Source organism: Wolbachia endosymbiont (group A) of Oxytorus armatus, assembly GCF_964027005.1.
GTDB classification, from domain to species: Bacteria; Pseudomonadota; Alphaproteobacteria; order Rickettsiales; family Anaplasmataceae; genus Wolbachia; species Wolbachia pipientis.
On the sequence record NZ_OZ034719.1, the window covers coordinates 425,303 to 445,942 of the forward strand.

At 35.3% G+C, this 20,640-nt stretch carries 25 protein-coding genes; 23 read left to right on the forward strand and 2 right to left on the reverse strand.

Annotated elements, in window-relative coordinates; translation table 11 throughout:
• Positions 1-75: 75 nt before the first annotated feature.
• On the reverse strand, positions 76-570 hold the full coding sequence (locus AAGD79_RS02200) for a sigma-70 family RNA polymerase sigma factor (RefSeq protein ID WP_341811528.1): 495 nt from the start codon (positions 568-570) through the stop codon (positions 76-78).
• A 591-nt stretch (positions 571-1,161) separates the two neighbouring features.
• On the opposite strand from AAGD79_RS02200, the gene AAGD79_RS02205 reads away from it, so the two are divergent.
• From AAGD79_RS02205 to AAGD79_RS02315, 23 genes are all read left to right on the forward strand, one after another.
• On the forward strand, positions 1,162-1,611 hold the full coding sequence (locus AAGD79_RS02205) for a crossover junction endodeoxyribonuclease RuvC (protein WP_038228276.1): 450 nt from the start codon (positions 1,162-1,164) through the stop codon (positions 1,609-1,611).
• A gap of 113 nt (positions 1,612-1,724) precedes the next feature.
• Complete coding sequence (locus AAGD79_RS02210; protein WP_341811529.1) at positions 1,725-2,930, forward strand: DNA modification methylase; 1,206 nt, start codon at positions 1,725-1,727, stop codon at positions 2,928-2,930.
• Positions 2,931-2,963: 33 nt separating this feature from the next.
• Positions 2,964-3,443, forward strand: a complete 480-nt coding sequence (locus AAGD79_RS02215) for a hypothetical protein (protein ID WP_264378236.1) — start codon at positions 2,964-2,966, stop codon at positions 3,441-3,443.
• 3 nt (positions 3,444-3,446) lie between these two features.
• Positions 3,447-4,928 carry an ankyrin repeat domain-containing protein gene (locus tag AAGD79_RS02220; RefSeq protein WP_341811530.1) on the forward strand — a complete coding sequence of 494 codons (1,482 nt, stop codon included), beginning with the start codon at positions 3,447-3,449 and terminating at the stop codon, positions 4,926-4,928.
• Complete coding sequence (locus AAGD79_RS02225; protein WP_341811531.1) at positions 4,925-6,748, forward strand: phage terminase large subunit family protein; 1,824 nt, start codon at positions 4,925-4,927, stop codon at positions 6,746-6,748. The genes AAGD79_RS02220 and AAGD79_RS02225 overlap by 4 nt, the downstream gene beginning before the upstream one ends.
• Positions 6,749-6,751: 3 nt before the next feature.
• Positions 6,752-6,976 carry a gpW family head-tail joining protein gene (locus AAGD79_RS02230; protein WP_341811532.1) on the forward strand — a complete coding sequence of 75 codons (225 nt, stop codon included), beginning with the start codon at positions 6,752-6,754 and terminating at the stop codon, positions 6,974-6,976.
• Positions 6,977-8,395 (forward strand): phage portal protein, encoded by a 1,419-nt coding sequence (locus AAGD79_RS02235; RefSeq protein WP_341811533.1) that lies wholly within the window; start codon positions 6,977-6,979, stop codon positions 8,393-8,395.
• Positions 8,395-9,417, forward strand: a complete 1,023-nt coding sequence (locus AAGD79_RS02240; protein WP_341811632.1) for a S49 family peptidase — start codon at positions 8,395-8,397, stop codon at positions 9,415-9,417. The genes AAGD79_RS02235 and AAGD79_RS02240 overlap by 1 nt, the downstream gene beginning before the upstream one ends.
• A 140-nt stretch (positions 9,418-9,557) precedes the next feature.
• The gene (locus tag AAGD79_RS02245) at positions 9,558-9,929 is read left to right on the forward strand and encodes a head decoration protein (protein ID WP_341811534.1); all 372 of its coding nucleotides are present in this window, start codon (positions 9,558-9,560) and stop codon (positions 9,927-9,929) included.
• A gap of 37 nt (positions 9,930-9,966) precedes the next feature.
• Positions 9,967-10,971: a major capsid protein gene (locus AAGD79_RS02250; RefSeq protein WP_341811535.1), complete on the forward strand. Its 1,005-nt coding sequence runs from the start codon at positions 9,967-9,969 to the stop codon at positions 10,969-10,971.
• A gap of 109 nt (positions 10,972-11,080) precedes the next feature.
• Positions 11,081-11,386 (forward strand): hypothetical protein, encoded by a 306-nt coding sequence (locus AAGD79_RS02255; RefSeq protein WP_338481578.1) that lies wholly within the window; start codon positions 11,081-11,083, stop codon positions 11,384-11,386.
• Entirely contained in the window at positions 11,387-11,893 is a 507-nt protein-coding gene (locus AAGD79_RS02260; protein WP_264685223.1) for a phage tail protein, read from the forward strand.
• Positions 11,890-12,366: a hypothetical protein gene (locus AAGD79_RS02265; protein WP_264685224.1), complete on the forward strand. Its 477-nt coding sequence runs from the start codon at positions 11,890-11,892 to the stop codon at positions 12,364-12,366. The genes AAGD79_RS02260 and AAGD79_RS02265 overlap by 4 nt, the downstream gene beginning before the upstream one ends.
• Positions 12,353-12,817, forward strand: a complete 465-nt coding sequence (locus tag AAGD79_RS02270; protein WP_341811536.1) for a phage baseplate assembly protein V — start codon at positions 12,353-12,355, stop codon at positions 12,815-12,817. Before AAGD79_RS02265 ends, AAGD79_RS02270 begins: the two co-directional genes overlap by 14 nt.
• Positions 12,818-13,072 (forward strand): PAAR domain-containing protein, encoded by a 255-nt coding sequence (locus tag AAGD79_RS02275; RefSeq protein ID WP_264704364.1) that lies wholly within the window; start codon positions 12,818-12,820, stop codon positions 13,070-13,072.
• Positions 13,073-13,074: 2 nt separating this feature from the next.
• A complete protein-coding gene (locus AAGD79_RS02280) occupies positions 13,075-13,401 on the forward strand; it encodes a GPW/gp25 family protein (RefSeq protein ID WP_341811538.1) in 327 nt (108 codons plus the stop codon).
• 2 nt (positions 13,402-13,403) lie between these two features.
• Complete coding sequence (locus AAGD79_RS02285) at positions 13,404-14,204, forward strand: baseplate J/gp47 family protein (RefSeq protein WP_341811539.1); 801 nt, start codon at positions 13,404-13,406, stop codon at positions 14,202-14,204.
• A gap of 286 nt (positions 14,205-14,490) precedes the next feature.
• Positions 14,491-15,651: a phage tail protein gene (locus tag AAGD79_RS02290; protein ID WP_341811540.1), complete on the forward strand. Its 1,161-nt coding sequence runs from the start codon at positions 14,491-14,493 to the stop codon at positions 15,649-15,651.
• Between the two features lie 167 nt (positions 15,652-15,818).
• Positions 15,819-16,547, forward strand: coding sequence for an ankyrin repeat domain-containing protein (locus AAGD79_RS02295; protein ID WP_265039209.1), 729 nt, complete (start codon positions 15,819-15,821; stop codon positions 16,545-16,547).
• 38 nt (positions 16,548-16,585) lie between these two features.
• Entirely contained in the window at positions 16,586-17,038 is a 453-nt protein-coding gene (locus AAGD79_RS02300) for an ankyrin repeat domain-containing protein (RefSeq protein ID WP_338481571.1), read from the forward strand.
• 4 nt (positions 17,039-17,042) lie between these two features.
• The gene (locus AAGD79_RS02305; protein WP_341811541.1) at positions 17,043-17,483 is read left to right on the forward strand and encodes a DUF2924 domain-containing protein; all 441 of its coding nucleotides are present in this window, start codon (positions 17,043-17,045) and stop codon (positions 17,481-17,483) included.
• Positions 17,476-18,963 (forward strand): recombinase family protein, encoded by a 1,488-nt coding sequence (locus tag AAGD79_RS02310; RefSeq protein WP_264704372.1) that lies wholly within the window; start codon positions 17,476-17,478, stop codon positions 18,961-18,963. Before AAGD79_RS02305 ends, AAGD79_RS02310 begins: the two co-directional genes overlap by 8 nt.
• A gap of 66 nt (positions 18,964-19,029) precedes the next feature.
• Positions 19,030-20,040: a hypothetical protein gene (locus tag AAGD79_RS02315; RefSeq protein WP_141456727.1), complete on the forward strand. Its 1,011-nt coding sequence runs from the start codon at positions 19,030-19,032 to the stop codon at positions 20,038-20,040.
• A gap of 117 nt (positions 20,041-20,157) precedes the next feature.
• Here AAGD79_RS02315 and AAGD79_RS02320 read toward each other — a convergent pair whose 3' ends face one another.
• On the reverse strand, positions 20,158-20,370 hold the full coding sequence (locus AAGD79_RS02320) for a plasmid pRiA4b ORF-3 family protein (RefSeq protein ID WP_141456728.1): 213 nt from the start codon (positions 20,368-20,370) through the stop codon (positions 20,158-20,160).
• Between the last annotated feature and the right edge of the window lie 270 nt (positions 20,371-20,640).

Here is a 20,640-nt window from a genome sequence, read left to right on the forward strand (position 1 = left end):
TATATATGTACGATGACCTAGGCAATTCGTCCGCAATTTGCAAAAAAAAATTTTTGAGCAAATATAATCGAGAGCTTATAACTTCTCTAAAACTGAGAATTTATCGCGTATTCGTTCTAGTGTGCGATAGATAGGTGTCTTTGGTATTTTGGTTATTACAGAAACTTCAGTAATAGTAAATACCTTAAGTAATTGACATAAATTACTATCTTTTTCAGACAAAGTTGAAATTATATTATTTATATCAGTGCGAATTATCGCTTCGATTTCCGAGTTCCTATGATCTGGAATATCGTCGTTTATATCATCAAAAGTTATATTACGTTTTAGACATAACTGATTGCGTAACATATTGCGAGCACAATAATTAGCTAATCTAGCAACGAAAGTACTAAAACTACTTCTTTTCTCATCGTGCTGGTTAAGATATTGCCAAACCTGACAAAAAAGCTCTTGTTCTATATCTTCGAGACTTTCGTTAATAAAACAGCTTTTGGATTTAAGGCGCGAAGCTTGAAATCTCACATGTTTAACAATTGTAGAATCGATTCCTTGATAAGAATTCTTCATAAAAACTCCAAAAGTTTCATGAATAGAGATTTTTACCAAGACTTTGTATGACTAATTTGTTATAAAAAAGTAGTAATAATTTTTTTATCTAAAAGAATAAAATCTTTAAAAATTAAAATAAGATTTAAACGTTTTGATACACTACTGAAGCTACTTTTTCATAGGTAAAAAACTACCAATTTCATACCTAATTTCTGAGTTACTAATTAGTATTTCAGAAAGCAGTGATCGTTAAGTTATTGATAATATTGTCTTTTTTATGTTCTATTCCTAAAAGCCGTTTCTAAAGTTAAGTGGCTAAAATCGGCCAGTAAAGAGGGTTTGCGGATTACTGAAGTCTTATATATATTATATATATATTTAAATACAGGTAAAATATAATATATGATAATATAATAATATAAATATTGGCGTAATATAAGTTATGTAAAATAGTTATTAAGATAAGTAAAGATGAAAAAAACTCAAATGGCAGGATATGAAATTTTTTTTAATTTTTTTTCAAAATTGCGGACGAATTTGCGAGTCATCGTACATATATATTATACAGGGCATTGAACTTTAATTACACAAAGGAGTTTTTGTACGTCAATCTTAACGCTAGATCTCGGCAAGCAAACAGGCTGGGCAATTCTAACAGATGGAATAATTGAAAGTGGGAGCAAAAGCTTTCATGGTAGTCGTTTCAGCGGAGGTGGAATGTGTTTCTTAAACTTTTGCAATTGGCTCAATTCTTTGAAAGACATTTCTGCAGTGTACTTTGAGGAGGTGAGAAGACATTTAGGAACTGATGCAGCCCATTGCTACGGTGGGTTTCTTGCAGTGCTGTCTGCTTGGTGTGAAGAGAACAATATTCCCTACCAAGGTGTTAATGTTAAAACTATAAAACGCTTTATAGCAGGCAAAGGCAATGCAAGTAAGAGTGAAGTTATTGAAGCGATACGTGAAAAAAGTTTTTCACCTAGAGATGATAATGAGGCCGATGCTTTGGCATTAATGTTCTATATTAGTAAAGATATTAATAAGACGAAAAATCCATAAAAAGTGGGTCCTTTCAGCCAGAATGGCGGATTTGGTGGGTTCAACCCCAGGCCTTCTTTAGCGTCAGAGATATTTTGAATATTAACTTTTTAATTATTAAGGATTTAAATTATATGAATTTAGCAATCCACTACTATCCTGTTGAAAACCTCGTCGAATATAAGCGTAATCCTCGTAAAAATGATGATGTAGTAAATAGAATGTGTGCTTCAATCAGGGAATTTGGCTTTCATATACCAATAGTTGCAAAAAGCGATGGCACTGTGGTTGATGGTCATTTAAGACTTAAAGCAGCAAGAAAACTTGGTATGGAAAGTATTCCAGTGGTCTTAAGTGATAATTTAAATGAACCACAAACCAAAGCTTTTCGATTACTGGCCAATCAATCAGCTAATTGGGCAAAGTGGGATGATGAGCTTTTGAAAGTAGAAATTCAAGAGTTAGAAGATTTACAGTTTGATCTTAAAATGACTGGATTTGAATTAGAAAAAGTTCAACATTTCCTTGATGATTTAGATAGTGAAAAAGAAGATCTTTCTGACTTAGCTATTGATGACAAAAAAGTAACAAAACCAGGTGATCTTTGGATTTTAGGTGATCATCGAATCTATTGTGGTGATAGCTCTGTAGTTGAATCATATAAAGCGCTGTTAGATGATAAAATGGCAGACATTACTGTTTGTGATCCTCCATATAATGTTGATTATGGTGGTAGCCAAGATAAAAAAATATTAAACGATAATCAAGGTGAAAAGTACGAAATTTTTCTCTACGATATCTGTTCCCATATTTTAGCATATACGAAAGGTGCAATTTACATTTGCATATCATCATCAGAGTTTTCAACGTTGCAAAAAGCATTTGAAGAGGCAGGAGGAAAATGGTCAACATTTATCATTTGGGCAAAGAATCACTTTACGCTAGGCAGATCAGATTATCAAAGACAATACGAAGCAATGCTCTATGGATGGAAAAGCGGCAATAAACGTGAGTGGCATGGAGGAAGAAATCAAAGTGATCTGTGGTTTTATGATAAGCCAACGCACAATACACTACATCCAACGATGAAGCCAGTAGAATTAATGGAAAGAGCAATAGTTAATAGCAGTAGACCAGGAGATATAGTACTTGATCCATTTAGTGGTTCTGGTAGCACATTGATTGCATGTGAGAGAACAGGAAGAATTTGCAGAACAATAGAGCTAGATTCAAAGTTTGTAGATGTAACGATAAAACGTTGGCAAGTATACACGGGAAGAGATGCCATTTTAGCCGGTACTGGTAAAACCTTTTCAGAGACTCAAGAAGAAAATTCGTAAAAAATAGGCAAAAAAGAGAGAAGAAAAAAAAAAGTGAAAAAAATAACACAAACAGAATGGGCAAGAGAGATAGGAGTATCAAAGCAATATGTCTGTTATTTAGTAAAGAAAGGGATAGTTGAGTTGGAGGATGGTTTGATCAATAGAGAACAAGCAAATGAAGCAGTAGCGGCAATAAGAGATCCAAGTCAGCCACTTAGGAGGAAAAATCCAGAAAACGAAAATACAAGTAACCTTTCCACGATGTTGCTAAAAACTCGAATAAAAAATGAAATGGAACGAGGTAAACTTCTTGAGGCGAAAGCTAAGGCTGAGATTGGTGAACTTGTAGCAGTAGAGGAAGTAAAGCGCGATGCATTTAATGTAGCAAGAGTTGTACGTAATAATTTGCTTAATATTCCAAATAGAGTTTCAGCACTGCTTGCATCACTGAGTGACACTGAAAAGATTCATATGGCGCTAACCGAAGAGATTACAAACTCATTACAAGAATTATCTAATATTAAGTTTTAAATAATGTCTGCTAACTTAAGTTTAGAATTAATAAAGTGTCTTATTAATCAACCAGGAGTGGATGTAAATGTTAGAGGATTAAATGGGAAAACCCCACTACATTATGCAGTAGAAATTAACGAGCTTAGTATGGTTGCTCTCTTACTAAATAGGAAAAATATTAATCCACTGATCACTGATGATAATGGTAAAAGTGCGCTGGATTGTGCAAAAGAAGAGATATTACAAGCACTAATCAATCACAAATATGGATTGGAGAAAGATAGCTTACTTCACTTAGCTGCGATGTTGAATGAAGCAAATGCTGTAAGGTTTTTACTCGACAAAGGGACTAATGTTAATGAGCAGAATGCTTTACTACATACACCGTTACACTTAGCGGCAGGAGCTGGGCATGAACAAATAGTAGAAATTTTAATTAGAGAAGGAAATGCGGACAAAGATGTTCTTGATGCGAGAAATCATGCAGCAATTCATTATGCAGTAAACAACAAGAAGCTAGGAGTAGTAAAATTACTTTCAAATCTTGGTGCGAATGTTAATGTAGTTGGCAGCGGCAGAAATGCAATGAAATTATCTTCTTTGCACGTAGCTATAAGTAGTAGTAATTACGACGAAAGGGACTTATGTTTAGATATTGTAAGATGCTTAATAAATGTTCCTAATGCTGGGGTTAACTTACAAGATTATGAAAATAAAACGCCACTACATTATGCTGAAAGGCTGAAAACAATAGAAGTTTTACTAACGCGAGAAGATATAGATCCTTTAATTAAGGATGATAATGGCAAGACACCATTTTGTTATGCAAAAGAAGCAAATAGATTAGATATAGTAAAGATTTTAGCAAGTAATAGATACGGAGCTGATAAAAACAGTTTGCTTCATTTAGCTGCCAGAAAAGGATATGAAGACCTAATAGACGGTATTCTTGGTGAAGGAGTTGAAATAGATGCTGTAGATGAGAGTGGAAAAACGGGAATTTATGTTGCTGTAAAGCATGGTCACTTTAACGTAGTAAAGTTGTTGCTAAAGAGAGGAGCAGATGCCACGGATGTTTTTCAGTATGCAATAATAACGAACAACGCAAAATTAATAAAATTACTGAGCAAAGAGAAGGAAATAGTGTTATTTGGAAGACAGAAGAACTTTCCAACATTTCATTTATTGAGCAATAAATATTTTGAAGAAAGGAAAATAGCAGACAAAAAAATAAAGAAATATATCAATATCGTCTGTGTTTCTATAACAGTATGTGCAATAGTGATAGTGGGAATTTACCCTAACATTATAGCTGCGGTAATGGTGGGAATAGTTGCGCTCATAGCTGCAATAGCAATGAGTAATTTAACTCAGAAGTACATAGAAGAAGCACTTGAAAAGAAAATGTTTATTGAACTTGAAAGTGAGAAAACAAGTGAGTGCAGTTCTATTTTAAGTGATGTTGAGGTATCATCTAATGATGGTGAAGAGCTAGCGATATGATATATGCTACATCTTTTTCTGAAGGTTTAAAGCCAGATCCACTACTTAAAGTGTCAGAGTGGGCGAATGAGTATCGAGTTTTAGCGCCAACTGCAGCATCAGAGCCAGGGAAATGGAGAACAGAGAGAACGCCATACCTTAAAGAAATCATGGATTCACTATCTCCGTCTTCAACTGCAGAAAAAGTAGTATTCATGAAAGGAGCGCAGATTGGAGGAACAGAAGCTGGTAACAATTGGATAGGCTATATCATCGATCAAACACCAGGTCCAATGCTAGTAGTACAGCCAACAGTTGAAATGGGAAAACGTTGGTCGAAGGGAAGATTTGCACCGTTAATAGAGAGTACGCCATGTTTAAAAAATAAAGTAAAAGACCCAAGGTCAAGAGATTCGGGCAATACTGTGCAAAGTAAGGAATTTCCAGGTGGAATAGTAGTAATAACCGGAGCAAATAGCAGTGTAGCACTGAGATCTATGCCAGTAAAATATCTCTTTCTTGATGAAATAGATGCCTACCCAGGAGATTCAGGAGGAGAAGGAGATCCAGTACTGCTTAGTATTGCTCGAACTAATACATTTGCACAGCGAAAGATTTTTTTAGTATCAACACCAACAATTCATGGAATAAGCAGAATTGAGAAAGAATTTGAAGCAACAGATAAGAGATACTTTTTTGTTCCATGTCCGCATTGTAATTACTATCAAGTTTTAAAATGGTCACAAATAAAATGGGAAAACAATGACTCAAGAACAGCACATTATGTCTGTACTGAATGTAGCGGCAAAATAGAAAATCATCAAAAGACAGAGATGCTTGAGCGTGGAGAATGGAGACCTACTAATAGAGTAAAAGGTGAGAAAAAAGGATTTCATCTTTCAAGTCTTTATAGTCCAGTTGGTTGGTATAGTTGGCAACAAGCAGTAGAGGACTTTCTCCATGCAAAGGAAAGTGAACAATTACTGAAAGTTTGGATAAATACCACTTTAGGAGAAACTTGGGTAGATAAAGGAGAAGTACCAGACTGGAAGCAATTATTTAACAGGAGAGAATTTTTTCAGATTGGCACAGTACCAAAAGGCGAAGTAGTTCTCACAGCAGGTGTTGATGTCCAAAAAGATCGTTTAGAAGTAGAAGTTGTAGCATGGGGAAAAAGCCGTGAAAGTTGGTCAATAGACTACCGAGTATTTGAAGGTGATACTGGAGGAGGAGAAGTATGGGGAAAGCTTTCAGAGTTACTCAATCATCATTTTATCGGTGAAAATGATCTTGAATATATGATAAGTATGATGGCAGTAGATGCTGGATATGCAACGCAAGAAGTATACAACTGGGTAAGAGGTCATCAAGGATCTGGAAGAGTAATGGCAGTCAAAGGTGTAAATAAAGCCCTAGTGCCACTGAGCAGCCCAAGTAGAGTAGATATAACAGTCGGTGGTCAAAAGCTAAAGAGAGGAATAAAGCTCTGGCCAGTGGGAGTATCGATTTTAAAGTCAGAACTTTTTCAATTACTTAATGTTTTAAAGGACGGTGAAGAAGCTCCAGCAGGATACTGTCATTTTCCCGAGTATGCACCTGAATATTTTAAGCAGCTAACGGCAGAGCAATTAGTCAGCAAAGTAGTAAAAGGTTATACCAAACAAGAGTGGCAAAAGGTAAGAGAAAGAAATGAAGTATTAGACTGTAGGATTTATGCAAGAGCAGCATCGATAGCACTGGGAATAGATAGATGGCCAGAGAGTAAATGGAATAGTTTAAGTGAAAAACCAGAAAGTAAAAAATCAAAGAAAATAGTGAAAAGCAAATGGATCAGCGAGTAGTAAATGTATAACGAAGATTATCTAATTCAAGTCGAAGAAGCGATAAAGAAACTACAAAACGGAGAGCGAGTAGTATCAATTGCATATGGTGACCATGTTGTAAGATATGCTGAAGTAGATATAAATGATTTACTAAGCTTAAGACAACGAATTAAAGCTGAGCTAAAGATTGCTGGAGTGGAGCCAAAGAGGAAAATTGTTTTTTCAACGAGTAAAGGAATTTTATAAATGCTGCTAAAAACCTTCAAGCAATTATTTAACAAACCAAAGATAAAAAGCTCAGCGTGGGATGCAGCAGGCTCAGGAAGAAGATTTTTTCACTTTCAACCAGAGTTAGGAAGTATAAACAATTTGCTGTCTCAAAACCTTGAAACTTTACGTAGTAGATCACGTGATATGGTGAGAAAAAATCCTTACGCTGCAAATATAATTGATACGATAGTAAGTAACTCTATTGGAACAGGAATAAAACCGCAATCAAAAGCAAGAGATGGAGAATTTCGAAAGAAAGTACAAGAATTATGGCTAAGATGGACAGATGAAGCAGATAGTAACGGAGTAAGTGATTTTTATGGATTACAAGCTCTAGTATGCAGAAGTATGATAGAGGGAGGAGAATGTTTTATACGTTTAAGAACGAGAAAGCTAGAGGATAGATTTTCTGTACCATTACAACTGCAAGTACTTGAGTCTGAACATTTAGAAAATAAAACAAATAAAACTTTAGCAAATGGTAATGTAATAAGAAACGGGATTGAGTTCAATAGACTTGGGCAAAGAGAAGCATATTACTTATTTAGAGAACATCCAGGAGAAGGCTCATTTGGAGAATCAGTGAGAGTACCAGCAAACGATGTTTTACATATCTATAGACCACTAAGACCTGGGCAAATTAGAGGAGAGCCATGGCTTTCTAATATACTGCTAAAGCTTTATGAACTTGATCAATACGATGATGCAGAATTAGTGAGAAAAAAGACAGCAGCAATGTTTGCTGGATTTATTACGAGACTCGATCCAGAAGCAAATATCATGGGAGAAGGTGAAAGTAATGAGCAAGGAGTAGCACTATCTGGCCTGGAACCTGGAACAATGCAGCTTTTAGACCCAGGAGAGGACATAAAATTTTCAGAGCCATCAGATGTTGGAGGAAGTTATGAAGCATTCATGAGACAGCAACTGAGGGCAATAGCAATAGGTACAGGAATAACATATGAGCAGCTAACAGGAGATTTAACAGGTGTTAATTACTCATCAATCAGAGCTGGATTAATAGAGTTTCGTCGTCGATGCGCTATGCTGCAACACAACATTATAGTATTTCAGTTTTGCAGGCCAGTATGGAGTAGATGGCTAGAGTTAGCAGTACTTTGTGGAGAACTGAGTATAGATGAAAAAGTAGTAAAAGCAGCGAAAGAAGAAGTAAAATGGATACCACAGGGATTTGATTGGGTGGATCCACTGAAAGACCAGCAAGCACAGCAAATGGCAGTAAGAAATGGATTTAAGAGTCGAGCAGAAGTAGTATCAGAAATGGGTTACGATGTAGAAGAAATTGACCAAGAAATAGCAGAAGATCAAAAGCGAGCTAATTCTTTTGGACTTTGTTTCGATTCTGATGTTAATCATAAAAGGGAAGGAAGGTGATGTGGATAAATAAACCAGTAATGGTAGAGAGAAGAAGCTTTGAACTACTATCATTATATAACAGCAAACAACCTATCTTTAAGAACTTAAAGCATTTTCATATAAACCCAAAAGGAATAGCAATAATACGTATTTATGGAGTTTTGACAAAAAAAACAGAAGCTTTTGATCATATTTTAGATATGACTTCGTATGAAAATATTCATGAAGAGATAGAGAGTGCTTTAGGAGATAAAAGCATAGAGACGATTCTACTTGACATAGACAGTCCAGGAGGGGAAGTAAACGGTGTCTTTGATCTAGCTGATTTTATTTATGAATCAAGAACAAAAAAGAGAATTATTGCAATAGCAAATGATGATGCATATTCTGCTGCATATGCTATAGCTTCTAGCGCTGAGAAGGTATTTGTGAGCAGAACTTCTGGTGTGGGCAGTATTGGAGTAATAGCAAGTCACATAGATCAAAGTAGGTTTGATGAAAGGCAAGGTATTAAGTACACCACAATCTTTGCTGGTAGTCGAAAGAATGATTTAAACCCGCATGAGCCAATGACGTCTGAAAGTTTAGAAAGCTTACAAAAAGAAGTAGGAAGACTATATGAAATGTTTTTGCAGCTAATAGCAAGAAACAGAGGTCTTTCAATGGAAAAGATTCGATCAACAGAAGCAGGTCTATATTTTGGCGGGAAAGCAGTAGAGATAGGTCTTGCAGATGGAGTTACAACATTTTTTGAATTTATCAACAATCATAAAAGTAGGAGTGTTAGTATGACAACTATTGAGGAAAGCTACGAGAACTGTCGTAGAGAAATTTTAGAGATAATAAGATTATGTAATGTATCAAAGATGCCAGAAAAGATAGGAGAATTTATAGAGCAAGGCGTAAGTGTTGAGCAAGCACGGGAAGTTTTAATGGAGTTACTTGCAGAGCGAACGAAAAAGACAGAGATACTGAGTGCAATACCGCGGAATTCGCAGGAAGATTTGATGACACAGGTAGCGAAAAGTCGGTGCATTTAAATTTTATAACCGCCATATATAGTGCTCTGCGGTAAATAAGTGTCCAAAATGCGCCATAATGGCTAATTATAAGGTAATAACCGCGGTGTATAGCAGTTATAAACACGGCTGTAAAAAATAAAAAAAGGAGAGAAAAAGACATGATAAGTATAACTGAAGGAAATAATTTAGGCGATCTTCTGAAATATGAAGTGTCCAACCTATATTCAAGAGACCAAATAACAGTAGCTAAAGGTCAAAATCTTAAGCTTGGTGCAGTAGTTGCCAAAAAGACGGAAGATGGTTTTATTAGAGTACTTAATCCTGCTGGAACAGATGGCACACAAACAGCAATAGGTGCAATAGTAAGTGATGTAAATGCGACAGAAAATGCCAAAGCAGTAATTATTACTCGTGGTGCAATACTAGCAGATCATGCAGTTGTGTGGCCAGCAAATATCACTGAAGAACAGAAAGCTGAAGCAATAAAGCAACTTGAAGCACGAGGGATCATTATCCGCAAGGGAGCTTAAAAAAACTATTAAAAATATAAAAGGGGGAAAAGAAAAAATGCAAAATCCATTTACAAATACAGCATTTAGCATGACGGCGCTAACAAATGCGATAAATATATTGCCGATAAATTATGGACGTGTTGAAAATTTAAACTTGTTTCCAAATAGGTCAGTAAGATTTAGACATATCACCATAGAAGAACATAATGGAGTTTTAAGCCTGTTGCCAACACAAGTTCCAGGAGCACCAGCAACAGTAGGAAAAAGAGGAAAAAGAAAGGTAAGAACGTTTACGATTCCACATATTCCACATGATGATGTAGTGTTACCAGAGGAAGTACAGGGAATAAGGGCATTTGGATCAGAGAGTGAACTTAAAGCGCTGGCAGATGTAGTAACGGATCATTTGCAGCTAATGAGAAACAAACATGCAATAACGTTGGAGCATTTGAGAATGGGAGCGCTGAAAGGAATAATTTTAGATGCTGATGGGTCAGAATTATTAAATCTGTACAACGAATTTGAAATAACACCAAAAGTAGTAAATTTTGCACTGGGAACAGCAACAACAGATGTAAAACGTAAGTGTCTGGAAGTATTGAGGCACATAGAAGATAATCTAAGTGGTGAATATATGACCGGGATTCATGCCTTGGTAAGTCCTGAGTTTTTTGATGCACTCACTTCTCATGCTAAAGTAAAAGAAGCATATGAAAGATGGCAAGAAGGAGCAGCGCTAAGGAATGATATGAGATCAGGATTTACGTTTTGTGGAATCACGTTTGAGGAATATAGAGGGCAAGCAACTGATCCTGAAGGAACCGTAAGAAGGTTTATAGAAAGAGATACAGGGCACTGTTTTCCAGTAGGAACAGCGAGCACATTTACAACATATTTTGCACCAGCAGATTTTAATGAAACGGTAAACACACTAGGACAACCGCTTTATGCAAAACAAGAGCCAAGAAGATTTGATAGAGGGACCGATTTACATACGCAGTCAAATCCTCTGCCAATGTGCCATCGTCCGGCCGTTTTAGCGAAAATAGTAACAACATAGTAGGGTCCCCACATAGAAAACTCTATTTATGACCTTAAAAATATACCATAAAAATATAAGATATGCAATATGTTTAAAATAATATGTAAAGACTTTTAGAAAAAATGGTATGCAGAAAAATATAAAGAGATTATTTAAAGATTGTTTTGCCCATTTAGGAGAGTTAGCTTTGTATGAGTCGAAAAATAAGGCGTACATGGTACAAGTATTAAAGCAAGAGCCAGATAAATTATACGAGATTGGTGAAGGGCAATTTGTAGGAGAAACTTTAGTGTTGGAAGTAAGTGCGTTTGATGTACTGCAGCCAATTGTAGGAGATATTTTTGTTATAGGTGACCGTAAATATAAAGTATATTCTCCACCGCTGCAAGATAATTCAGGAATGGTATGGAAAATTCGAGCGTCAGGAGTATAAATGCGTATTAACACCGGTAGTATTATACAAAGTATAGATGCTGAAAGGAAAAAAGTGGAAAAAGCGACAGTGAGTGCATTAAACAAAACAGCAATATGGCTAAAATCAAAAGCAGCTAAGGAAATCAGTGAGGAAAAGAAGGTAAAATTAAGTTTGATAAGAAAGAGATTAAGAATTTTTAAGGCGAAAACTAGCAGATTAGAAGTGTTAATTAGAGCAAATCTCTATGACATTAAAGCATCGGCAATTGGCAAAATACAAAAAACAAGAAGAGGATCGAAAGTAGGAAAGCATGAGTTTATAGGAGGATTTGCAGCAGTTATGCCAAAAGGAAATAGCGGTATGTTTAAACGTGAAGGAAGGGCAGCATTGCCAATAAAGGAAGTTAAGTTGCCACTAGAACCTGAGGCTTCAAGGATAATAGGGAATCTTGTTAATTATGAGGTTGAGAAAGTATTTACAAAATTTTTTGAACGTGAATTAAGTTATATTACAGGAAGTGTATGAATTTTAAAGATTTGCATAACGCAATTTGCACCACACTGAAGAAAGAAATACCAGCAATACAGACATGTGAAATTTATCCATCGATAAGAAAGGAATTAGTAGCGCCAGCGGTGTTTGTGGAACTTAGCGGATTTGAAAAAGGACATGATCCTGGAACAGAAGAATTAGCGCTGAAAGCAAGATTTGAAGCGAGGATTGTGATTGATAGCACAATAGAAAATGCAGCTATTATTGTCAGGTCATTAGCAGCAGAAGTAGCAAAAGTAGTAGATAAAAATACTTGGAACGTAAAAAATGTTTCACCAGGAGAATTTATCTCTGCAGAAGTTGACGAATTTAGACCTGAATTAGATGCATATCTTGTGTGGATGGTAGAATGGGTGCATACAATACACGTAGGGCGATCTATTTGGAAAGAAGGAAAATTTATGCCACACAAAATAGAAATCGGTGAAATAAATGTTAGAGAATAATTTTGCGATTGCAGAATTACAGAGGAAATTAGCCAATATTGTCCGTATAGGAGTTGTAAAAGAAATAGATTGTGAAAAAGCAAAAGTAAGAGTGAAAATAGGAGAATTTTTAACAGATTATTTACCATGGATAACAAGCAAAGCAGGAAAAGATAGAAATTGGTCTCCACCAGATATCGATGAACAAGTAATGGTATTTTCTCCTCTTGGTGAACTATCATTAGGAGTGGTATTAGGAGGAATATATCAGGAAAAATACTCTGCACCAGAGGATAAAAAAGAAATAAATAGTGTGAAGTTTCAGGATGGAACAAGATTGTTATATGATCAAGAGAAGCATCATTTAGAGATTGAAGTAGTAGACAAAATAACACTGAAAGCTGGGGAATCGAGCATAGAGATGACGAAGAGCGAAATAAAACTGAAAGCAGATAGAATAAACCTTAATTAAATGAATAAATCGGTTGTACGAGTAGGAGATTATTGTGTAGAAGTAACACCGCATTTTTGCATTAGTGGTAGTAACAATGTTTCTGTAAATGGTAAGCCAATGTGCAGACAAGGAGACAAATTTAGTGAAGGAAGAGCATTAACTGAAGGATCAAAAACAGTGTTTGCAAATGGGTTTGGAGCGGGAAGAGTAGGAGATATAGTTTCATGTGGGTTTAAAGTAATAAAAGGCAGTGAAAACGTGTTTGCAGGCTAAAAATGAAAGGGATGGACTCCAAAACAGGAAAAGAATTAGAAGGAATAGAACATCTGAAACAATCAATAATTGATATACTGACCACTCCTATTAACAGTAGAGTAATGAGGAGAGATTATGGGTCAAGACTATTTGAATTAGTAGATAAGCCAATAAATAGAGATTTAACTTTGGAAATCTATTCAGCAGTAGCAGAAGCTCTACAAAGGTGGGAGGAAAGATTTAAGCTAGAAAAAGTAAAAATGACAGAGGTGAAAGAAGGAAAAGTAACGCTTGACCTAGAAGGATTATACGTACCAAGTGGGAAAAACATTCGCTTTATAGTATAAAGATGCAGCAGACTAACATTATTGAGCGACTGAACTTCGAAGAAATTCTGTCTCGGATGAAGGAAGAGTTAGTGAAGTGTGATGCAAGTTTTACAGCATTAGTAGAAAGTGACCCAGCGATGAAGGTATTAGAAGTAGCAGCATGGAGGGAATTGTTACTAAGACAAAGAATAAATGAATCAGTAAAGAGCAATTTACTAAAATTTGCAATGGGAGAAGATCTTGATAATTTAGCTGAGTTTTATGGAGTGGAGAGGCAAAAAGAAGAAGATGATGAACGATTTAGAAAAAGAATTAAAGCAAAGATAGTAGGCTCAAGCACGTGTGGAAGCAAGGAGTATTATAGGTATCATGCACTGTCAGCAGATAGTAGAGTAAAAGATGCATTAGTAGAATCACCTATACCAGGAAAAGTACAAATTTCAATCTTATCAACACAATTATCCACAACTGGCATAGTATCAGAAGAACTACTTAAAATTGTAAAAAAGCAGGTTACTAGAGATGATATAAGGGTTTTAACCGATACATTAACAGTGATAGGTTGCAATATTACGGAAATAGATATTCACAGCAGAATGAGCATAAGTCCTGTGATATCGAAGGAGGAAATCAAGAAGCAGTTTATTAAGAAGTTTGAATTAGCAAAAAGATTAGGATGGAATGTTACAAGATCTTGGATAATAGCAAACCTATTTGTAGAGGGTGTAGAAAACGTAGAATTAATCGAGCCAAAAGAGGATGTTGTAGTATTGGGGAATGAGTGTGCAGTGCTTGGCCACGTCAAGTTAGATAGGATTTAAAACGTATTTTTTTGTTTTGTGGAATCGTACCAGTGAGGGGATTGCGTTCAATAAGTGGTTTAAGGTTTACTGGATAAAAATGCCCAATGTTAGGGAGACGAAAGTATTGATTTTCTTCCAGAAGTTGTAACTTATTTTTTAAAGTATGGATAGTATGGTCAAATATTATGGAAAGTGTTTTCGATATTAAGAACATCTTTATTTTTGATCAGTTCTGAAATGATCTCTTGCTTACTCATAAGCTACCTAAATAAAGGAAATTAAAGCAACTTGAAAGAAAAGACAAATGAAAAGTTTATTACCGCCAAACGCAACAAAGCAAGAAAAAGCGCTGGTTAATGCAATAGATTATAAGGTTGATCCGAGCTGTATCAGAGGATTTAAGTTTAGTCTTAAAGAAGAAACATTGCCGTGGTTAGTTGAAGAATATGGATTGGGGGAAATTCTACGTTGGATAAGGGATAAAAGAAAAGCCGTAGTAGAAGGAGTAAAATTTCAAAGACTGAGAGGAACTCCAGCATCACTAAAAATAGCACTAAAATGGGCAAATATAGAAGATATTAAAATTATCGAAGAACCACCTGGTAAACATTTTTTTGAGTTGCAAGTAGGGATAAAAGAGGTACCAAATGACTTCTTCGTAGATGCAGTAGTAGAGCTGGCAAAACTATTACTGCCTGTAAGATCCAGATTGATGAGGATTTTTAACGATTATTATAATGCGCAGAGATTTATATTGGATGAGAGTTTATTTGGAGATCTTCTTTCTGATTATTCAGGGGTAAAAATAGAAAAAGATGGACCAGTGTTATCATTTGGAAGAGTAAATTTTTTCAGGTCTAGTGGTCCAGTTATTAGGATTATAGAAAACTATCTACGCGATCATTATGAACGAGCTTTAAGCAATGATATATATCGCCTAGATGTAGCAATCCTTGGAGAAACCGAGCCTCACACAAAGAATTATAACGGTATTTATGAAAGAAATCATTTGTGGTACAACTTAAAAGCACTATATCCATTACCACAGAGTTTATTACCATCGATTAAATTTGCAAAAGCGCAGATAGTATTATCAGACAGTTGGGATTTAGGAGACATAAATACGTGCTTTCCAGTTAGTAGCGTAGAAGAAAGAGGAAATAAATTTGTATTGGGAAGCGATAAACTTTCAGGGCAATATTGGAATTTAAAACACAAGCCAATTTTAGAAAGATTTAGCGTTACTCACAACTATAAAGCAAAAAATTATACAGATCAGAAGGTCAGAAAATATGTTTTAGCAGAACACAACGTTTACTATAAAAATGATTTAGAGCAAAAAGACTCAATACACGAATTAGAAAATTACATTTTAGTATTTTACCCAGGAGTACTAAAGTGGCATGAACATCGACATTTGCACAGAAGTTGGAAAAATAGTCAAGTAATATCTCTAATAAGTTAAGTACTTATATTTAGATCCTCATATATTATATTAACAATAGTTTAAAGTGTATGAAATAAAAAGAAAAGGACTTGCTTTCTTATGCTAAAAAGGACATGAATTAAATAGCAGCAGGTAAACATAAGAAATTTATCTGGCGCTAGAAAAGCTAATTTTGTGAGGTAAGTATGAAGTTTAGCGAAGAAAAGAGAGAATCTTTTAGTAAGTTTTTTAAAGAAGTATCAAGTAACGGGTTTAAAAACATTAATAAAAGAAATGAAGAAGGAGAGACGATATTGCACCAAGCAGTAGAAATCTCTGATTACAAAACAGCGAGGTTATTAATAAAAAAAGGGGCAGAGGTAAATGCAAGAGATAAAAATGGTTATACACCACTACACTGTGCAGTATTTGCGAAAAGCTTAGAAAATGTAAAAGTGCTGCTAAGGGAAGGAGCAGAAGTAAATGCCACTCAATATGTCACTGGATGTACGCCACTACACTCTGCATGCAAAATAGGAGGAGCAGGAGTTGAAATAATAAAAGAGCTAGTAAAAGCAGGAGCTGAGGTTAATCAACTGAATAAATATGGTGCAACACCAATGTATTACATTTGGGAAAGTGAAAAGTATCGTCTATGTGATAGCAAAGAGAGTGAAAGGGCGAGTAAATTTCTGAGAGAAAAAGGAGGAATAACAAAAAGTAGAGAACTGACGTGCTATGGAATAGAGAGGATAGTGGAAGAAATAGCAGACATGCTGAATGGGAGCTATATGCCGGAGCTAAAAATAATAGAGATAGAAGAAATAAGAAAGAGAGACAAATCACTAATAAAGGAAGAATGTGAAAATTTAGCAAGCAAAATAATGAGCCAAGTAAATGAGATGATAGATGAGGTGGTGAAAAGGAGGGCTTAGAAAAGGGATTTAAATTCAAAGAAAAGGTGAGGTAGGTCATGAGTAAAAAAGGAAAAGAGGAGTCACTATTAGAGAACTCATATAAAAATATTTATGCAAGAGACAAGAATGGAAGAACAGCTCTACATTATGCAGTAGAGGTAAAAACAGTGGAGTTATTAGTCGAAAAAGGAGCGAATGTGAATGCTAAAGATATAGAAGGATACACAGCACTGCACCTAGCGGTAACGGAGAAACGTCTAGAAATCGTGAGGGAATTGATAAAATCAGGAGCAGACGTAAATGCTGAGGAATATGGAAATAAATGCATACCTCTACACCTTGCGTGCATGGTAGGTGAAAAAGAAATAGTGGAGGAGCTAGTGAAAGCTGGAGGAGAAATAGAGCAAGCGGATAAATTTGGAATGACAGCAATGGATTATAGTAAAGAAGTAACCGAGGTATTAAAGAAAGAAACAGACAGAATTGAAAAGTTATTTATGAAAGGCTAAAAATATGGAGGAAGAAATAGAAAAGAAAGTAATGAATTTAGAGAGAAAACCTTTGGGTGAGCTGAGAAAAACGTGGAAGAAGGTATTTGGGGAAGAGGCGCCTAGATACTCAAAGAAATATCTGATACCAAGATTAGCTTATAGAATGCAGGAAAAAGCGTATGGAGAAATGTCAAGAAAGGGGACAAAAAGACTAGAGTATCTGGCAGATCGGCTAGAGAAGGGAAAAAGAATAAGTAGTGACAAACTTCCAGTAGCAGGAACAGAGCTAATATTAGAGAGAGGAGAAGAGACGCATGCGGTAATGGTAACAGATAAGGGTTTAATCTACAGAGAAGAGTTTTACACGTCATTGTCAGCAGTAGCCGGAAAAATAATGGGAATGAGTTACAATGGGCCGCTCCTATTTGGTTTGCGTGATCAAAAGGGAAGGGAAAATGTGTAAAGGGATAAGATGTGGAATATATACGAGAAAGTCAAATGAAGACGGTCTAGAGCAGAAGTTTAACAGTTTAGATGCGCAACGAGTAGCATGTGAGAAGTACATAAAGAGCAAAGAAGGCTGGGTAGCATTGGCCAAAAGGTACGACGATGGAGGTTTCTCAGGAAAGAATTTAGAAAGACCAGCAATAAAGGAATTATTTGAAGATGTAAAAAAAGGAGAAGTAGATTGTGTAGTAGTATATACGCTAGATAGATTATCAAGGGAAACAAAAGACAGCATCGAAGTAACATCATTTTTTAGAAGACATAGAGTAAATTTTGTAGCAGTAACGCAGATATTTGACAATAATACGCCAATGGGAAAGTTCGTACAAACGGTGTTATCAGGAGCCGCACAACTAGAAAGAGAAATGATAGTAGAGAGGGTAAAAAATAAAATAGCAACATCAAAAGAACACGGACTATGGATGGGAGGAACTTTGCCGTTTGGGTATGATGTAAAAGATAAAGAATTAATAATAAATGAGAAAGAAGCAAAAATAGTAAAGCATATATTTGCAAGATATTTGGAGCTGAAGTCAATGGCAGAGTTGGCAAGAGAGTTAAATAGCCAAGGGTACCATACGAAATCAGATATCTTTAAAAAAGCGACGGTGAGAAGAATAATAACAAATCCAATATATATGGGAAAAATACGGCATTATGAGAAAGAGTATGAAGGAAAACATGAAGCAATAATAGAGGAAGAAAAATGGCAAAAAGCGCAGGAATTGATAAAGAATCAACCATATAGAAAAGCAAAATATGAGGAAGCGCTACTTAGGGGAATAATTAAGTGCAAGAGTTGTAATGTGAACATGACGCTGACATACTCAAAAAAAGAAAATAAAAGATATCGATATTACATATGTAACAATCACTTAAGGGGAAAAGGTTGTGAATCAATAAACAGAACTATAGTAGCGGGAGAAGTGGAAAAAGAAGTGATGAAGAAAGCTGAACAGCTATATGAAAAATGGGGAAAAAAAGCGGAAGAGTGGAAAAATTTAAGTTTTGGAAAACAGAAAGAAGTAGTGAAAAAGTTAATAAAAGGAGTAATGGTAAAAGAAGATGGAATAGAAATGGGTTCGGAGGATAAGGTGGAATTTATACCAATAATGAAGAAGAAAGGAAATAAATGTACAGTGATTGAGCCAGAAGGTAAAACAAACAATGCGTTACTGAAAGCAGTGGTAGGAGCCCACCTATGGAAACGTCAGCTAGAAGAGGGAAAATATGCAAGCGTAGGAGAGCTAAGTGCCAAAATTAATATAGGTACAAGACGTATACAACAAATTTTAAGGTTAAATTATTTAGCACCAAAGATCAAAGAAGACATAGTAAATGGGAGGCAGCCAAAGGGTTTGAAGTTAGTTGAATTGAGGGAAATACCAATGCTGTGGAGTGAGCAGATGAAGAAATTTTGCAAATTAGCGATTTAAAAATCACACGATTAATACTTTACTAATACAAATTAGCTACATAAGAGATACAAAGAAAAAAATAATATGAGAAAACTAATTACCGGAAAAACTAATGAAGCAGATATAACCTATGAGTTGCCATTTGATCAAGATCAGTTAACAAGCAAAGATAAAAAGGAGCTTTTTAAGCTATTAAAAAGGATACAAGAGGGTAAAAGTATCAGTGAAAAAATTAGTAAATCCTTTCATGATACACGAAAGATTCCGTGGATACTAATAGTTGATATATATGAACGTAGAAGAGACGTATTCACACTATTACATTATGCTAGATTTTGCAAGAATAAGCAAGCTGAGAATGATCTTTTAGAAGAAGCTAAAAAACATGGGCTTTTTAAGGAGTTTAATCGTACGAAAATAGTCTCGGACTACTTAGGAAGTCATGGAGAATTAATACGTACATATAGTACTGTTAAAGATGGTGTAGTAAGGGTAGAAGGTTTTGAGCCTTGGGATGATAAGGAAGTGATGAATCCAAATATGACAAGTGACAAAGAAGAAAAAAACTCGTTAATAGAAACTATTATGGAAGGATCAGTGGCTTATAATATTTCAGAAGATATTGAAGAAGTTTCGGATAAGAATAAAGAAAATTTTTATGGAGAACAACAAGAAGAAACCGCAGAAACTGGCACTCAGCCGTGCAAGAAGATTAATAATGGTGAAGATTATGAAAGGAATGAAGAAAATCAAGGGAATTTCGCTAACTCAGGAAGAACGGTGGTAAAAGAGCTGAATGCTTTAAGAATCTTTTCTTCTAACCCTTGTGTTAACGATAAATCTTTCAAAATTGCAGATGAAGAATCATCAACAAAAGCAATGCAACGGAGAGCGATTCTGACTGGTGCCGTTGGGGTGGTGCTACTGGTAAGTGGTATTGTATCACATATTATGAAAATGCCTACTATAGGAACAGTTGGAGTGATTGCTGGATTGGCATGCATAAGCTTTGCGTTGTACAGTACCCTAGAACCGAGTACAAAGCTAGAGAAGGTAGAAGAGCTCTTCCGATCCAACGCAAGAGAACATTCCTAAAAAACACAGATATTAAAATAATTTCCTAAGAAATACTTCTAATTTACTAACCAAGTACTAAACCTGCTGCTATTTTCCTCAAGGCAATCCATCAACTTAATAGGTATATTGTTTACACTACTCATCTTCGTAGTCAGGATATTGTGGAGGAGCCTCTCCTTGCTTTTTAGTAACTTTTGGATATCTTGTTCCAGCTTCTGCTTCAATAATGCCACAACATTCTACTAAAAATTCCCAATTATCGCCATAATCAAAAAGAAAAATCATTTTTTTATCTGGCTCAAAAACCTTGTAGATATAAGAATTTTTGACGCTTTTTTCATTAGGCATAAACTATAATCAGTATTATAAAATAAAGTGTATACTTCATTACTTTCATAAATATCGTTTATGTTACTATAAAAACCAAATTAATGATCTAACTCAAAACTAAAGACCTTTATGATAGTTTCTGCAAATTTATAAAGACAGCTTTCAATTCCATCTCACGGTAGATTTTTTTGTCTAGAGAAACTTTAAATAAGTATACTTTCTTTTTCTTATCCACTTAATTTATCTTTAACTTACATTAAATTAACCAATAGCAAAAAAACAACACAA

Coding starts and splice junctions, on each gene's coding strand:
- AAGD79_RS02200 (WP_341811528.1), bottom strand. CDS start 570: ATGAAGAATTCTTATCAAGGAATCGATTCTACAATTGTTAAACATGTG.
- AAGD79_RS02210 (WP_341811529.1), top strand. CDS start 1,725: ATGAATTTAGCAATCCACTACTATCCTGTTGAAAACCTCGTCGAATAT.
- AAGD79_RS02220 (WP_341811530.1), top strand. CDS start 3,447: ATGTCTGCTAACTTAAGTTTAGAATTAATAAAGTGTCTTATTAATCAA.
- AAGD79_RS02225 (WP_341811531.1), top strand. CDS start 4,925: ATGATATATGCTACATCTTTTTCTGAAGGTTTAAAGCCAGATCCACTA.
- AAGD79_RS02230 (WP_341811532.1), top strand. CDS start 6,752: ATGTATAACGAAGATTATCTAATTCAAGTCGAAGAAGCGATAAAGAAA.
- AAGD79_RS02235 (WP_341811533.1), top strand. CDS start 6,977: ATGCTGCTAAAAACCTTCAAGCAATTATTTAACAAACCAAAGATAAAA.
- AAGD79_RS02240 (WP_341811632.1), top strand. CDS start 8,395: ATGTGGATAAATAAACCAGTAATGGTAGAGAGAAGAAGCTTTGAACTA.
- AAGD79_RS02245 (WP_341811534.1), top strand. CDS start 9,558: ATGATAAGTATAACTGAAGGAAATAATTTAGGCGATCTTCTGAAATAT.
- AAGD79_RS02250 (WP_341811535.1), top strand. CDS start 9,967: ATGCAAAATCCATTTACAAATACAGCATTTAGCATGACGGCGCTAACA.
- AAGD79_RS02255 (WP_338481578.1), top strand. CDS start 11,081: ATGCAGAAAAATATAAAGAGATTATTTAAAGATTGTTTTGCCCATTTA.
- AAGD79_RS02260 (WP_264685223.1), top strand. CDS start 11,387: ATGCGTATTAACACCGGTAGTATTATACAAAGTATAGATGCTGAAAGG.
- AAGD79_RS02265 (WP_264685224.1), top strand. CDS start 11,890: ATGAATTTTAAAGATTTGCATAACGCAATTTGCACCACACTGAAGAAA.
- AAGD79_RS02270 (WP_341811536.1), top strand. CDS start 12,353: ATGTTAGAGAATAATTTTGCGATTGCAGAATTACAGAGGAAATTAGCC.
- AAGD79_RS02275 (WP_264704364.1), top strand. CDS start 12,818: ATGAATAAATCGGTTGTACGAGTAGGAGATTATTGTGTAGAAGTAACA.
- AAGD79_RS02280 (WP_341811538.1), top strand. CDS start 13,075: ATGAAAGGGATGGACTCCAAAACAGGAAAAGAATTAGAAGGAATAGAA.
- AAGD79_RS02285 (WP_341811539.1), top strand. CDS start 13,404: ATGCAGCAGACTAACATTATTGAGCGACTGAACTTCGAAGAAATTCTG.
- AAGD79_RS02290 (WP_341811540.1), top strand. CDS start 14,491: ATGAAAAGTTTATTACCGCCAAACGCAACAAAGCAAGAAAAAGCGCTG.
- AAGD79_RS02295 (WP_265039209.1), top strand. CDS start 15,819: ATGAAGTTTAGCGAAGAAAAGAGAGAATCTTTTAGTAAGTTTTTTAAA.
- AAGD79_RS02300 (WP_338481571.1), top strand. CDS start 16,586: ATGAGTAAAAAAGGAAAAGAGGAGTCACTATTAGAGAACTCATATAAA.
- AAGD79_RS02305 (WP_341811541.1), top strand. CDS start 17,043: ATGGAGGAAGAAATAGAAAAGAAAGTAATGAATTTAGAGAGAAAACCT.
- AAGD79_RS02310 (WP_264704372.1), top strand. CDS start 17,476: ATGTGTAAAGGGATAAGATGTGGAATATATACGAGAAAGTCAAATGAA.
- AAGD79_RS02315 (WP_141456727.1), top strand. CDS start 19,030: ATGAGAAAACTAATTACCGGAAAAACTAATGAAGCAGATATAACCTAT.
- AAGD79_RS02320 (WP_141456728.1), bottom strand. CDS start 20,370: ATGCCTAATGAAAAAAGCGTCAAAAATTCTTATATCTACAAGGTTTTT.